Genomic DNA, 14,104 nt, shown 5'->3' on the forward strand with positions numbered 1-14,104 from the left:
CTCACTGGGCAGGCCGGGCAGTTCCTGTCCAGCGTAGGGCCATGTGGCCCTACGCCGTGTCCCGCACCGCACGGGACAGCACCCCGGACCAGGTGAGTTACCGGAAAATCGCAACAACTTGCCGAGGGACCGTGCCTTTGGCACGTGTCAGACGTTGTTGCCAGTAGGGGAGAGCCGCGTCGGCCGCAAGGAGGCAATTGGCGATGCGTGTGGGAACGTTCGTACTGGCAGCCCAGTTCCCGGGGCAGGGGCCGGGAGAGGCGCTGCATCGCGCGATCCGGTCGACCGAGGTCGCGGAGGAATCCGGACTCGACGCGGTCTGGCTGGCAGAACATCACTTCGTGCCGTACGGGGTCTGCCCGTCCGCCGTCACCCTGGCCGCGCTGCTGCTCGGCCGCACCCGGAGCATCCGGGTGGGCACGGCGGTGAGCGTGCTGCCGACCCAGCATCCGGTCACACTCGGCGAACAGGCCGCGCTGCTCCATCTCACCAGCGGCGGCAGATTCACGCTCGGCGTCGGCCGGGGCGGCCCCTGGGTGGACCTGGAGGTGTTCGGAGGGGGCCTGGCGGCGTACGAGAAGGGCTTCCCCGAGTCGCTGGAGCTGCTGCTCGACTGGCTGGGCAAACCCCGGGTGGCGGGCAGCGGGGAGCGGTACGGCTTCCGCGAGGTGGCGGTGGTCCCCCGGGCCGACGAACTGCTCGGCGCGGACGGCGGCGAGAACCCCGGCGGTCCCGAGGTGGTCGTCGCGTGCACCTCGCCGAAGACGGTGAGGCTCGCCGCCGAGCACGGCCTGCCGATGCTGCTCGGCATGCACTGCGGGGACGAGGAGAAGGCCGAGATGGTCGCCCTGTGGCGCTCCACCGCTCTCGCCGCAGGCCGCTCGCCCGAGAGCGTCCGGGAGGCCGGGCACGTGTCCGCGGGCGTGGCGCAGATCGCCGACCGTGCCGAGGACGCCATGGAGACGCTCGTGAAGGCCATGCCCGGCTGGCTGCGCCAGGGCCTGGCCGCCCATGTGACCGTCGACGGCCGGCACCGCGTGATGCGCGACCCGGTCGCCTATACGGAACTGCTCTGCGGCCTTCATCCGGTGGGCCCGCCCGGGCTCGCGGCCGACCGGCTCGCGGCCACCGCCGAGCGCACAGGTATCACCCGATTCGCGCTCCTGGTGGAGGGTTCGGGAGATCTGACGGCCACGGAGGAGAACGTAGCGCGGCTGGGCACCGACGTCCTGCCGCTGCTCACATAGGCATGCTCAAGAGGTACGGGGGCTGCCGTCCCGGAGCCAGTCGCCTCCCGCGGCCCGGAACGGCAGCAGAAGCGTTTAGCAGTCCCGTAGTTCGGGCGACTGGTTGAGCAACTGGCCCCTCACCGAGGTGAAGCGGGCCAGGCGGTCGTCGACCGAGGCGTCCAGCGGGAACACCGCGACGCGGTGGCAGTTCTGGAATGCGAGACGCACCCCGAAGTGCCGCTGCAGAGCACCGCGTATGGCATCACTCGCGAGCGCGCGCAGCAGCTGACCACGTGCCTGCTCGTCCGGCGGCGGCGTCTGGTTGTCGGCGAACTCTCCGCCGTCCACCTTCAGCTGAGCCACCAGAGAGCTGATCATCTCCCATGCGTAGGGCAGGGAGGTCCGGACGCAGTCGACGAAGTCGGCTTCGTCGACCTCGCCTCGCTCGGCCTGTTCCAACAGCGCCGGTGAGACGTCGAGCGACATGGGTTCTCCTCTCGCGACCCCGACGCCGGGCCGGGGCCTTACGGACTGGGAAGGAGGACGGCGACGCAGCGTGCACGGACGGCGACCTCCTGCTTCCACGGTAAGGGTGCAGTCCTGGCCGCACCAGGAGATTGGGAACACAACCGGCCAATATCGAAGAGGCGCAAAGAGGGGCAAGCCTCTTGGGCACCGATCCGGGCCCGGAGGGCGGCAGAGGGTGAATCGCGTGGAGCACCTGTCGTCGAGTAGCGTTGCCGACCATGCGTCTCGTCATCGCCCGCTGCTCCGTGGACTACGCCGGCCGGCTCACGGCCCACCTGCCCTCCGCTCCCCGTCTGATCCTGGTGAAGGCGGACGGGAGCGTCTCGATCCACGCCGACGACAGGGCGTACAAACCTCTCAACTGGATGTCACCGCCCTGCACGCTCAAGGAGGGCTCCGACGACACCGCGGGTGTCTGGACCGTGGTCAACAAAGCGGGCGAGAAACTGATCATCACGATGGAGGAAATCCTCCATGACACGTCCCATGAGCTGGGCGTCGACCCGGGCCTCATCAAGGACGGTGTCGAAGCGCACCTCCAGGAACTCCTCGCCGACAGGATCGAGACACTCGGCGAGGGCTACACCCTGATCCGCCGTGAGTACTTCACAGCCATCGGCCCGGTCGACATCCTGTGCCGGGACGCCGACGGGCAGACCGTCGCGGTGGAGTTGAAGCGGCGCGGCGACATCGATGGTGTGGAGCAGCTGACCCGCTATCTGGAACTGCTCAACCGCGATCCCCACCTCGCCCCCGTGCGGGGCATCTTCGCCGCGCAGGAGATCAAGCCCCAGGCGCGGGTTCTGGCGACGGACCGCGGCATCGGCTGTGTGGTGCTCGACTACGACGCCCTGCGCGGCATCGAGGACGACAAGCTGCGACTGTTCTGACGCGGCCTCCGTCTTTCTGATACGGATGCCGTGGTTCTGACGCGGCCTCCGTGGTCCTGATACGGCCGCCGTGGTCCTGATACGGCCGCCGCTGTTGTGACGGCCGCCGCTCCGACGCGCCGCGCCTGTGCCGTTCCGTGGGCGTCCGAGGGATCCCGCTCCTCCGACGCCCACGGGGTTTCGCTCAGAGCCTGCCGGATGACCTCACGTCGGAAAGCGGACGTGACATGGGCCGTGCGGTTCCAGGGCGCCGGAAACATGCGTGCCCGGGCGTGACCGCCCGATCAGAGGTCATCCCGAGGTCATCCCACAAGCTCAGGCCGTGGTCGGTTCGCTGTCCGCTCCGGACGCGGAAGAGGAGGGGCCGCTCGCCGAGTCGGAGGTGTTCGGCGAGTCCGGCGGGGTCACCGTCTCCGAGTCCGTCGGGTCGGGAGAGGTCTCCGTCGGGGTCGGGCTCGGGCTGTTCGACTTGGTCGGCGTCGACGACTTCGTCGGGCTGGACGACTTGGTCGGTCTGCCCGACGACGGCTTGCCACTGGACGGTGTGTCCGAGGACGGGGTGCCGGCCGTCCCCGTGGAATCCGTGGACGGTGTGCCGCTCGTGCTCGGCGTGGCACGTCCGCCCGAGGGGCTCGGCGTCACGGTGCTGCTGCTGGACGCCGTGTCGCCGGGCGTCGCACGGTCCGCCGGTTCGTCGGCCGGGAGCTCGTCCCCGCTGTCGTCCTGGGCGGCCGGCTCCTCGCTCGTGACACCCGGATCCCCCTGGGCGTCGCCGTCGCCCGACGGCATCCCCAGGGCTACCACCGTGCCGATCACCCCGACCAGGAGGACGCCCACACCGGCCGCGACCAGATTGCGCCGACGGGCTCCCGTCTTCTTCCCGGGGCGTCCGCCCCGCGCGCCCGGGGAGGCGGCGGCGCCCTGCCGGGATATCACCGCGGTGGCGTCGCCGTACGGCTGTGACAGCGTCTGCGTCACCGCGGCCGTCGGACCGGCGGGCAACGGCGCCGTCTCCTCGTAGCGCGGCTCCGACGCCTCGTCGCCCCCCGGGAAGGGCACGCCGGCCAAAGGGCCACCGGCGCTGTCCACGACCAGCGCGAGCGCGCGCCGCCCGGCCACCGCGCCCGACTTGTCGGCGAGCGCCCCGCGCATGCCTATCGAGGTCTCCAGCTCCGCCCTGGCCCGGTCCGGATTGCCGGTGCAGAGCGCGAGGACGCCCAACTCATGGTGGAAGTAAGCCTCTTCGGCGACCTCTCCGGCGATCCTGGCCGCCTCCTGGCCGATCCGCAGAGCCTTCTCCCAGGCGCCCCAGTGCAGCCCCGCCGCGAAGGCCGGGGCGGCGCTGTGGGCCAGCAGCACGGCGGCGCTCGTCTGCCCCGCCCCGTCGCCGGGGACGAGCTGCGCCATCGCCGCGATGACGGCGTCGGCCTCGGTCGACGCCCGTGCGGGAGTGACGGAGGGGTGCCCGGACCACCAGGCGTAGTGCTGGGCCGCCGTCCGGGCGCGGTCGCTGCTGTCCTGGCCGTACCCGGCGGCCTCCAGCTGGGTGAGGACCCCGGCGGCCAGCCGGTAGCGGGAACCGGCCGGGGAGAGGAGCCCGCAGCCCGCCAGTTCGCCGAGCGCGGCGTCGGCGTGGGTGTCCCCCACCAGCGCCGGCAGATGCGCCTGGTGGGGCACCTCGCCGCCGAGCGCGACCGCGAAGCGCAGGGTGTCGCGGGCGGCCGCGCTGAGCCGTGAGGCGAGCAGCGCGGCAGGCGCGGCGCCCTCACCGAGGCTCGGCAGCGGCACATGGACGCCGTCGATGTCCTCGTCGTGCCCGAAGGGTGCGGCGACGGACCGGGCGTCGGGAAGGCCGCCGTACGCCTCGGGATCGGTGCGCAGCATGTCGCGCTGGAGCAGCAGGGCGCCCGCCTGGACGAAGCGCAGCGGCAGCCCCTCCGACTCGAACCAGAGGTCTCCCGCCCAGTTCGCCTCCTCGTCGGTGAGCGGGCGCTCGACGACCCGCTCCAGCAGTTCGGCCGAGGAGCCGCGGCCGAGGCCCGCGAGGAAGACCTCTTCGAGGTACGCGTCCGGGCTGGGAGCGGCGACATCGGGAGTGGTCGCGAACAGGAAGGCGCACTCCGGGGTGGCGTCGAGCAGCTCGTCCAGGGCGGCTCCGCCGAACTCCAGGTCGTCGAGTACGACGACGGCGCCGATGCTCCGGACCCTTTCGAGGAGACCGGCGCGGTCGGGCCGGTACAGCCGTGGGTCGTGTACGGCCTCGAAGAGCCCGTACAGCAGGTCAGTAGCGGTTCTCTTGTGGCCGCTGAGCCGGACGACTCCGTCCGGGGCGAGGTCCGCGCAGTCGGCGGCGACGGCGTTCAGCAGGGTCGTACGGCCGGAACCGGCCGGTCCGGTGAGCCGCACCGAGCGGCCGCGGGCCAGCAGGCGGGCCAGCCGCTCGCGCTCTTCCGCACGCTCCAGGAGGGGCAGCTGAGGGGCCGGCGGGCCGGGCGGCACGGGCGGCGCGGTGGCACGTTCACGATCGGCGCGCTCGGCCGCGGTGCGCCTGACCGGCGGGTCGGGGTGCTCCCCCGGCGGGCGCAGTTCGACCTCACTGCCGTCGACCGGATTGACGGTGAGGAGGTAGTCGCCCGATATGAGCCGCACGACGCGCGCCTGTTGCGGCATGAGCGGACCGAAGTCCGGAGCGATGAGGCCCCCCCTGCCCGCACGGGGCTGATCGCTCGGGGACGGATCGCGGGGCGACCGCCGTCGGTCGCTTCCCGCGCCGAAGCCGTCGTTGTCCAGGCCGTACTCTTCCGGCTCTGTCGGGTCCATCGCCCATGCCCCCAGACGCGTCGCGCACGATTGCTTTGCCCCTCCCGGCCTCGCACGCCCCGCTGTCGCTCCCGGTCCGGTGCCCGCCTGGTGGGTTCGTCAATCGGCGGACGGCCCGAACCCTAGACCGTCGCACAGTGTGCGCGCACAGTCGGGGGGCCGAGTCGTCCGAAGCGCGCGTTCTCATCCGGATTGTGCACCTTCGGCCGGTCGCACGGCCGGGCTGTCCGCCCGGGCCGGTGAGGATCTATACGCGGGGCAGGGAGTCCGCTGCGATTCCGCCCTCAATGGCCAGGATGCGGTGCAGCCTCGTCGCCACGAGCAGGCGCTGCATCTGCGGCGGCACGCCGCGGAGCACCAGCCGCCGTCCGGCCCGGCCGGCCCGGCGGTGCGCGCCCATGATGACGCCGAGCCCGGTGGCGTCCCAGGAGTCCAGCTCGGTCAGATCGAGCACCAGGTCACCGGCCCCGTCGTCGAGGGCCGAGTGCAGGGCCGTTCGGGCGTCCGCCGCGCTTCGGACGTCGAGGCGGCCCCCGACGACCAGTTCGGCGTGGTCGCCCCTGATGTGCATATGCGCTCCCCGGAATCGCTCCGTAGCAAGGTTCGTCTGTCTGTTCTGTCTCTGCCACAACTGACTGCGGCAGAGACAGGGAGGTTGCCGTCTGTAAGCGAACCGATACCGAATTCACTCCCCGGAGTGACTCAGACCCGGCGAGAACCCCCCTGTGGATCCACCGATTCCAAAGACTCCCCCCGGACCACCGGGCCCGACCGACGGCAGTCCAGGCAACCGGAAGACCGAAAACGATCAGTACGTGTAGAAGCCCTGCCCGCTCTTGCGTCCGATGTCACCTGCATCCACCATCCGGCGCATCAGCTCCGGCGCGGCGAACTTCTCGTCCTGGGACTCGGTGTAGATGTTGCTCGTGGCGTGCAGCAGGATGTCGACGCCGGTCAGGTCCGCCGTGGCCAGGGGCCCCATGGCGTGGCCGAATCCCAGCTTGCAGGCGATGTCGATGTCCTCGGCCGAGGCGACGCCCGACTCGTACAGCTTGGCGGCCTCGACGACGAGCGCCGAGATCAGCCGGGTGGTGACGAAGCCGGCCACGTCACGGTTGACGACGATGCAGGTCTTGCCGACGGACTCGGCGAACTCCCGTGCGGTGGCGAGGGTTTCGTCGCTGGTCTTGTAGCCGCGTACGAGTTCGCAGAGCTGCATCATCGGGACCGGCGAGAAGAAGTGGACACCCACGACGCGCTCGGGGCGCTCCGTCACGGCCGCGATCTTCGTGATCGGGATCGCGGAGGTGTTGGAGGCGAGAACGGCGTCGTCCCGGACGATCTTGTCGAGGGCCCGGAAGATCTCGTGCTTGACCTCAAGCTTCTCGAAGACGGCCTCGACGACGACATCCGCGTCGCCGACCGCGTCGAGGTCGGTGGTGGTGGTGATGCGTCCGAGCGCGGCTTCGGCGTCGGCCGCCGCCAGCTTCCCCTTGGAGACGAACTTGTCGTAGGAGGCCCTGATGCCGTCACGACCACGGGCCAGGGCCTCGTCGGTGACATCACGCAGCACGACGTCCCAGCCCGCCTGGGCGGACACCTGCGCGATACCGGATCCCATGAGTCCGGCCCCGATGACGGCGAGCTTCCTGGCCACGTCTGCACCCCTTGGTCTGAGTCCGCCCCTGCAGCTGGTCCCTGCACGGCCTAACGGTTGTTCACATACTCTCCGGCGGACATTAGTACCCGTGAGGGACTCTGGGGCCGTGAAGAGATGCGCGTCACGTCTCACATGACGGACATCACACCGGGGTGCGTCATCGGGCGGCGCGCCGGGCGCAGTTGAGGCCCCTCCCGCGCCGAGGAGGCCCCGTCACGCCGAGCCACCGGTCACATCGGGGCTCCCGCCGCGGAGATCCCCGGTCGCGTCGAGCTCGCCCGCCGAGAAGGCCCCCGGTCACGTCGAGCTCTCCCGCCGAGAAGGCCCCCGGTCACGTCGGACGGGACCGCCTAGGCTGGTCCCATGGTCAATCTGACACGTATCTACACCCGCACCGGTGATCAGGGCACCACCGCCCTCGGCGACATGAGCCGGACCGCCAAGACCGATCTGCGGATCGCCGCGTACGCCGACACCAATGAGGCCAACGCCGTCATCGGTACGGCGATCGCGCTCGGGCAGCTCTCCGAGGACGTCGTCAAGGTCCTCGTCCGCGTGCAGAACGACCTGTTCGACGTGGGCGCGGACCTGTCGACCCCCGTCGTCGAGAGCCCGAAGTACCCGCCGCTGCGGGTCGAGCAGAGTTACGTCGACAAGCTGGAGGCGGACTGCGACCGCTTCCTGGAGCCGTTGGAGAAGCTGCGCAGCTTCATCCTCCCGGGCGGTACGCCGGGGGCGACGCTGCTGCACCAGGCGTGCACGGTGGTCCGACGTGCGGAGCGGTCCACGTGGGCGGCGCTGGAGGTGCACGGCGAGGTGATGAACGCGCTGACGGCGACGTACCTCAATCGCCTCTCCGACCTGCTGTTCATCCTCGCGCGGACGGCGAACAAGGAGGTCGGCGACGTGCTGTGGGTGCCCGGCGGCGAGCGGTAGCCGTACCGCCCTTCCCCGGCCGCCGGACGTTCCCCGTCGTCGGGCGGGCCCGGCCGCCGGAGCGCCCGGGGGCTCGGCCGGAGCGTCCGGGAGCTCAGCCGGAGCCGTCCGGGGGCTCAGCGCGCCGCGCGCTCCTTCTTCGGGAACAGCGTGTAGCTCCCGGCGATGACCACGTTGATCCCGATCACCAGCAGCATCCTCGCCTGCCACGCCTGCAACGAGGTCACCTCGCCGTCCCCGCCCACGTACCAGACGGCTGCCTGCAGCAGCACCAGCGCCGTCGCGGCCGCGACCGTCCACCGCGCGGCGACCCGCCACTCGTGCGCCGCGCGCGCCCTGCCGTACTTCGGCGGCTTCACCGGCGGCGGGCCGCCGGCGTAGCGGTGGGCGAACCGGGCGTCGACCCAGCGGATCGTGGAGGGGCCGAGCCCCACCGTGAAGCCGATGTAGACCGCGGCGAGGCCGTGCTTCCAGTCCGGCTCGGCCCCGTTCTTCAGGTCGACGGCCGTCACCACCAGCAGGACGGCCTCCAGCAGCGGCTCGCACAGCAGCACCGCCGCACCCAGCCGCGGCTTCCCCGCCGGATACCGCAGGACGAGCCCCGCCGCCAGCAGCAGCCAGAAGCCGACTTCGCAGAGCACGATCAGCGTGACGATCACCGCTCTTCTCCTTCCGCTCCCCTCCAGTCTTCCGGCCGCGGCGACCGGGGGCGTCGTCGGCGGTGACGAACTGCGGCTGCATCCTTCGATGTACTCCCGCATCACCGACGACGCGGAGGTCCGGAGGGCTGTCGTTGTGTTGGATGGGAGGGTGCTTCCCCGCCCCCACCGCCACGACATCCTCATCGCCGCCCTCGGCCTCCTCGGCGGCGCGCTCCTGTGGGTGTTCGGGCTGCATGCGCAGGCCGACCGGGTCCTCGTGGCCCCATGGGTCTGCCTGCTGCCGCTCGCCGTCGTCTCCGCACTCGAACTGTTCCGCAGGACCGCCCCGCAGACGGCGCTGGTCGTCGGCACGCTCGCCCTGGTCGCCGACCAGTTCACGGTCGGGAACCTCGGGACCGTCCTCATGTTCACCGACCTCATGTACGCGGCCGTGCTGTACGGGACACCGGCCGCCGCCCGCCGCATCCCGGTGACCACCTTCCTGATCACCGTCGCGGTCACGCTCGGGTTCCTGGCGTGGTTCCGCAATCCCCAGGCGCTCCTCATCGGCGTCATCACCGGGGTGGTCTCGTTCCTGCCCGCCATCACCGGGGTCAGCGTCCGCAACCACCGCGACGCCGCGGAGACCGCCCGGCTGCGGGCCGATCAGACCGCGCTGCTGGCCGAGATGGACCGCGTCCAGGCGGTGACCGCCGAGCGCACCCGGATGGCCCGCGAACTGCACGACATGGTGGCGAACCATCTCTCGGCGATCGCCATCCACTCCACGGCCGCCCTCTCCATCGACGACCCGGCCACCTCGCGCGACGCGCTCGGCGTGATCCGGGAGAACAGCGTCGACGGACTCGCCGAGATGCGGCGGCTGATCGGTCTGTTGCGCACCGGGGACACGGAGGGGGGACCGAGCGCCGCGCCGACGCTCGCCTCGCTGGACGCACTGGTCGAGCAGACCCGCACGAGCGCCGCGTCCAGCGGGCTGAGCTGCGTCTTCGAGGACGGCCGGGACGAGCAGGATCCTCTGCCGGCACCGGTCGAACTGGCCGCCTACCGGATCGTCCAGGAGTCCCTGACGAACGCGCTCAAGCATGCGGCGCCCGGCCCGGTCGTGGTGCGGCTCGGGCGCGTGGGGCAGGCGCTCACGGTGGAGGTCAGCAGCGTGTTCGGAGAGCGCCCCGGGCCGCGCGCACCCGGGGCGGGGGCCGGCCTCGCCGGTATGCGGGAGCGGGTGGCCCTGTTGGGAGGGGCGATCGAGGCGGGGCCGGTGAGCCCCGGAAGTGCGCCGCCGGTCTGGCGCGTACGGGCCGAACTGCCCGTTGACGAAAGGGGCTTGAGGACATGACGATCCGAGTCGTGGTCGCCGAGGACCAGTCGGCCGTGCGTGCGGGGCTGGTGCTCATTCTGCGCAGCGCGCCGGACATCGAGGTCGTCGGCGAGGCCGGGGACGGCGAGGAGGCGGTGCGCCTGGCCCGTGAACTGCGGCCGGATCTGGTGCTGATGGACGTGTCGATGCCCCGGCTCGACGGGGTGTCGGCGACCCGGCAGGTGGTGGCCGAGCGCCTCGCGGACGTACTGGTGCTGACGACGTTCGATCTGGACGAGTACGTCTTCGGGGCGCTGCGGGCGGGGGCCGCGGGCTTCCTGCTGAAGAACACGGAGGCGCGCGATCTGCTCGAAGCGGTGCGCACCGTGGCGCGCGGCGAGGGGCTGATCGCCCCCGCCGTGACACGCCGTCTGATCGCGGAGTTCGCCGGGGCCGCCCCCGTACGGCAGGGAACCGCACCCGACCCGGTGGTGCTCGACGCGCTCACCCGGCGGGAGCGGGAGGTGCTGGGCTGTCTCGGTGCCGGGCTGTCGAACGCCGAGATAGCGGCACGCCTCTCGATGGCCGAGGGGACGGTGAAGACGCACGTCAGCAGGTTGCTGGGCAAGCTGGAACTGCGCAGCCGGGCCCAGGCAGCGGTGCTGGCACGGGAGTTGGGCGTCTGAGGTTTAACACCGCTCTTTGGTCTGGACCTCTTGACGATTGGTCCAGACCTTCCTAATCTCACCGAGCACACTGCGGTGAGCACGCCATGACAAGGCGCGCTCAGGGCGGCGCAGGGTTTGCAGTCCACGGACCACCCCCGTTTGTCCGGACCTCACCCGAGGAGCACCGTTGAGCACTGAAACCCCCCTACGCCGGACCCGATTCAGACTCGGGGCCGGCAGAGCCACCAGATCCCGAGCGGTCGCGGGCCTCACCGCGCTGCTCCTTCCGCTCGCCGCGATGGTCGGCCTGGCCTCCCCCGCCGAGGCGGCCACCTCGGCCACCGCCACGTACGTCAAGAAGTCCGACTGGGGCACCGGCTTCGAGGGCCAGTGGACGGTGAAGAACACCGGCACCACCGCCCTCTCCTCCTGGACCATCGAGTGGGACTTCCCCTCGGGCACCGCGGTCACCTCCGCCTGGGACGCCACCGTCACCAGCTCCGGCACCCACTGGACCGCGAAGAACGTCGGCTGGAACGGTGCGGTCGCACCGGGCGCCAGCGTCTCCTTCGGCTTCAACGGCAGCGGCGCCGGCGCCCCCACCGGCTGCAAGCTGAACGGCGCCTCGTGCGACGGCGGCAGCGTCCCCGGCGACAACGCCCCCTCGGCGCCCGGCACCCCGACCGCGAGCGCCGTCACCGACACCTCGGCCAAGCTGAGCTGGACCGCGGCGACCGACGACAACGGCATCAAGAACTACGACGTCCTGCGCGACGGCGCCGTCGTCTCCACGGTCACCGGTACGACGTACACCGACACCGGCCTCACCGCGGGCACCGACTACTCGTACACCGTGCAGGCCCGTGACACCGCCGACCAGACCGGTCCGGTCAGCGGCGCGGTCAAGGTCCACACCACCGGTGGTGGCGGCGGCAACCCCGACCCCGGCACCGGCGGCAAGGTCAACCTCGGTTACTTCACCGACTGGGGCGTCTACGGCCGGAACTACCACGTCAAGAACCTGGACACCTCGGGTTCGGCCGCGAAGATCACGCACATCAACTACGCCTTCGGCAACGTGACCGGCGGCAAGTGCGCGATCGGTGACGCCTACGCCGACTACGACATGGCATACACCGCCGACAAGTCCGTCGACGGCGTCGCCGACACCTGGGACCAGCCGCTGCGCGGCAGCTTCAACCAGCTGCGCAAGCTCAAGGCCAAGTACCCGAACATCAAGGTCCTGTGGTCCTTCGGCGGCTGGACCTGGTCCGGCGGCTTCGGCGAGGCCGCGAAGAACCCGGCCGCGTTCGCCCAGTCCTGCTACGACCTGGTCGAGGACCCCCGCTGGGCCGATGTCTTCGACGGCATCGACATCGACTGGGAGTACCCCAACGCCTGCGGTCTGACCTGCGACACCAGCGGCCCGGCCGCGCTGAAGGGCATCACCTCCGCGCTGCGCACGAAGTTCGGCAGCAACAACCTGGTGACGGCCGCCATCACCGCCGACGCCTCCACCGGTGGCAAGATCGACGCCACGGACTACGCGGGCGCCGCCCAGTCCCTGGACTGGTACAACGTGATGACGTACGACTTCTTCGGCGCCTGGGACGCGAAGGGCCCGACCGCCCCGCACTCCCCCCTCACCTCCTACAGCGGCATCCCGCAGGCCGGCTTCAACTCCGCCGACGCCATCGCCAAGCTCAAGGCCCAGGGCGTCCCCGCCTCGAAGCTGCTGCTCGGCATCGGCTTCTACGGCCGCGGCTGGACCGGTGTCACCCAGGACGCACCCGGCGGCACCGCCACCGGCGCGGCCCCCGGCACCTACGAGGCCGGCATCGAGGACTACAAGGTCCTCAAGACGAGCTGCCCGGCCACCGGCACGATCGCCGGTACGGCCTACGCGCACTGCGGCACCAACTGGTGGAGCTACGACACCCCGGCCACCATCGCGTCCAAGATGACCTGGGCGAAGGGTCAGGGCCTGGGAGGCGCGTTCTTCTGGGAGTTCAGCGGCGACACGACCAACGGTGAACTCGTCAGCGCGATCAACAGCGGTCTGAAGTAGCACTCACCGCTCACCGCACCACCCCGGAAAGCCACCGGGGAGACAGGTCCGCCCCCTGTCTCCCCGGTTTTTCGTCGTTCCCACGCGGACACTCGGATCCATGGTGTTCCGCGCGGACGCTCGGCCCGTGGTCGTTCCCACGCGGACGCTCGGTCTCACGTCGTTCCCACGCGGACGCCCAGTCCCACGTCGTTCCCACGCGGACGCCCAGTCCCACGTCGTTCCCACGCGGACGCTCGGTCCACGTCCTACGGTCCGGTCACCCGGCACCCGTCACGCCACGTTGACCCGCTGGCCGGGCGGAGCCGCCTCCAGCCAGGCGAGGAACCCGGTCAGCGCGTCCTCGCTCATGGCCAGCTCCAGGCGGACCCCACGATGAAGACAACCGAGCACCACGGCGTCGGACAGGAGCGCCAGCTCCTCCTCGCCCTCGGGCAGCCGACGGGCGACGACCTCGATCGCGGAACGCTCCAGGAGCCGACGCGGCCGAAGAGAGTACGAGAAGACCCGGAACCAGTCGATCTGGTCGCCGCTGTACCGCGCGACCCCGTACACCCAGCCCTTGCCCGAGAGATCGGGCTCCTCCGGCACATCCCAGCGCAGACTGCAGTCAAAGGTCCCACCGGAGCGCTGGATCAGCCGCCGGCGCAGACCGAAGACGAAGAGACCAATCGCGACCAGTGCGACGACCAGCCCGCCCACCCACAGCGCGAGGAACATCTCCACCGACCTCCTCGCGTCGTCGAGTAACGGATACCGCCATCACTACACCTGCACCTGCACCTGCATCGCCGCAGCCGCGACACGGTCTGGAGAGGTCTCCAGCTCGGGCCGCGGCTGAGGGTAAAGCTACGTTGTCGCGGAGCGCTAGCGCACCGCCACCGCGCGCAGTCGCACTTCGGCGCGCCGCTCGGAAGCGGCGTCCGTGTCCGACTTCGCACGCTCCAGCGCACGCTCGGCGCGCTGGACATCGATCTCGTCCGCCAGCTCCGCGATCTCCGCGAGCAGCGAGAGCTTGTCGTCAGCGAACGAGATGAAACCGCCGTGCACAGCGGCGATCACGGTCGCGCCGTCGCTCGTACGGATCGTCACCGGGCCCGATTCCAGCACACCCAGAAGCGGCTGGTGACCGGGCATGACGCCGATGTCGCCGGACGTGGTGCGCGCGACGACCAGGGTGGCCTCGCCGGACCAGACACTGCGGTCCGCGGCGACCAGCTCGACGTGCAGCTCAGCAGCCAAGGGTGGCTCCTCGGGTCACCACCCGGCCGTTCAAGCCGGGTGTTGGGTCAATTCTAAGGGGCGTGGTGAGGGGGGCGGGACGCACCCACCCCCCTCGGTGA

General features: G+C 70.9%; 13 protein-coding genes. 6 read left to right on the top strand and 7 right to left on the bottom strand.

Annotated elements, in window-relative coordinates:
• Positions 1–203 precede the first annotated feature (203 nt).
• On the top strand, positions 204–1,247 hold the full coding sequence (locus ACFVUT_RS06095; protein ID WP_389644572.1) for an LLM class flavin-dependent oxidoreductase: 1,044 nt from the start codon (positions 204–206) through the stop codon (positions 1,245–1,247).
• Positions 1,248–1,322: 75 nt separating this feature from the next.
• Here the strand turns inward: ACFVUT_RS06095 and ACFVUT_RS06100 are convergent, their stop codons facing one another.
• Positions 1,323–1,715: an SCO5389 family protein gene (locus ACFVUT_RS06100; RefSeq protein ID WP_073745285.1), complete on the bottom strand. Its 393-nt coding sequence runs from the start codon at positions 1,713–1,715 to the stop codon at positions 1,323–1,325.
• Between the two features lie 260 nt (positions 1,716–1,975).
• Here ACFVUT_RS06100 and nucS point away from each other — a divergent pair, with 260 nt between their 5' ends.
• Positions 1,976–2,647 carry an endonuclease NucS gene (gene nucS, locus ACFVUT_RS06105; RefSeq protein ID WP_389644569.1) on the top strand — a complete coding sequence of 224 codons (672 nt, stop codon included), beginning with the start codon at positions 1,976–1,978 and terminating at the stop codon, positions 2,645–2,647.
• A 315-nt stretch (positions 2,648–2,962) separates the two neighbouring features.
• On the opposite strand, the gene ACFVUT_RS06110 is transcribed toward nucS, so the two are convergent.
• The 3 genes from ACFVUT_RS06110 to ACFVUT_RS06120 all read right to left on the bottom strand — a co-directional run bounded on the left by ACFVUT_RS06110 (position 2,963) and on the right by ACFVUT_RS06120 (position 7,124).
• Positions 2,963–5,467, bottom strand: coding sequence for an ATP-binding protein (locus ACFVUT_RS06110; protein ID WP_389644567.1), 2,505 nt, complete (start codon positions 5,465–5,467; stop codon positions 2,963–2,965).
• Between the two features lie 247 nt (positions 5,468–5,714).
• Positions 5,715–6,038, bottom strand: a complete 324-nt coding sequence (locus tag ACFVUT_RS06115) for an STAS domain-containing protein (protein ID WP_362621836.1) — start codon at positions 6,036–6,038, stop codon at positions 5,715–5,717.
• Positions 6,039–6,275: 237 nt separating this feature from the next.
• Positions 6,276–7,124: a 3-hydroxyacyl-CoA dehydrogenase family protein gene (locus ACFVUT_RS06120; protein WP_389644564.1), complete on the bottom strand. Its 849-nt coding sequence runs from the start codon at positions 7,122–7,124 to the stop codon at positions 6,276–6,278.
• Positions 7,125–7,490: 366 nt separating this feature from the next.
• Between ACFVUT_RS06120 and ACFVUT_RS06125 the strand changes: the two genes are divergently transcribed.
• A complete protein-coding gene (locus ACFVUT_RS06125) occupies positions 7,491–8,063 on the top strand; it encodes a cob(I)yrinic acid a,c-diamide adenosyltransferase (RefSeq protein ID WP_389644561.1) in 573 nt (190 codons plus the stop codon).
• 116 nt (positions 8,064–8,179) lie between these two features.
• On the opposite strand, the gene ACFVUT_RS06130 is transcribed toward ACFVUT_RS06125, so the two are convergent.
• A complete protein-coding gene (locus tag ACFVUT_RS06130) occupies positions 8,180–8,722 on the bottom strand; it encodes a hypothetical protein (RefSeq protein ID WP_389644558.1) in 543 nt (180 codons plus the stop codon).
• 88 nt (positions 8,723–8,810) lie between these two features.
• Here ACFVUT_RS06130 and ACFVUT_RS06135 point away from each other — a divergent pair, with 88 nt between their 5' ends.
• From ACFVUT_RS06135 to ACFVUT_RS06145, 3 genes are all read left to right on the top strand, one after another.
• Positions 8,811–10,064: a sensor histidine kinase gene (locus tag ACFVUT_RS06135; RefSeq protein WP_389644852.1), complete on the top strand. Its 1,254-nt coding sequence runs from the start codon at positions 8,811–8,813 to the stop codon at positions 10,062–10,064.
• Positions 10,061–10,711: a response regulator gene (locus tag ACFVUT_RS06140; protein ID WP_389644555.1), complete on the top strand. Its 651-nt coding sequence runs from the start codon at positions 10,061–10,063 to the stop codon at positions 10,709–10,711. Before ACFVUT_RS06135 ends, ACFVUT_RS06140 begins: the two co-directional genes overlap by 4 nt.
• 169 nt (positions 10,712–10,880) lie before the next feature.
• A complete protein-coding gene (locus ACFVUT_RS06145; RefSeq protein WP_389644552.1) occupies positions 10,881–12,761 on the top strand; it encodes a glycosyl hydrolase family 18 protein in 1,881 nt (626 codons plus the stop codon).
• A 273-nt stretch (positions 12,762–13,034) separates the two neighbouring features.
• On the opposite strand, the gene ACFVUT_RS06150 is transcribed toward ACFVUT_RS06145, so the two are convergent.
• Together ACFVUT_RS06150 and ACFVUT_RS06155 are read right to left on the bottom strand one after the other, a co-directional pair.
• Positions 13,035–13,481 carry a DUF2550 domain-containing protein gene (locus tag ACFVUT_RS06150; protein ID WP_389644849.1) on the bottom strand — a complete coding sequence of 149 codons (447 nt, stop codon included), beginning with the start codon at positions 13,479–13,481 and terminating at the stop codon, positions 13,035–13,037.
• 147 nt (positions 13,482–13,628) lie between these two features.
• Positions 13,629–14,003: a F0F1 ATP synthase subunit epsilon gene (locus ACFVUT_RS06155; protein WP_351077758.1), complete on the bottom strand. Its 375-nt coding sequence runs from the start codon at positions 14,001–14,003 to the stop codon at positions 13,629–13,631.
• Between the last annotated feature and the right edge of the window lie 101 nt (positions 14,004–14,104).

This window comes from Streptomyces sp. NPDC058051 (genome assembly GCF_042885475.1).
In the GTDB taxonomy this organism is placed as follows: Bacteria; Actinomycetota; Actinomycetes; order Streptomycetales; family Streptomycetaceae; genus Streptomyces.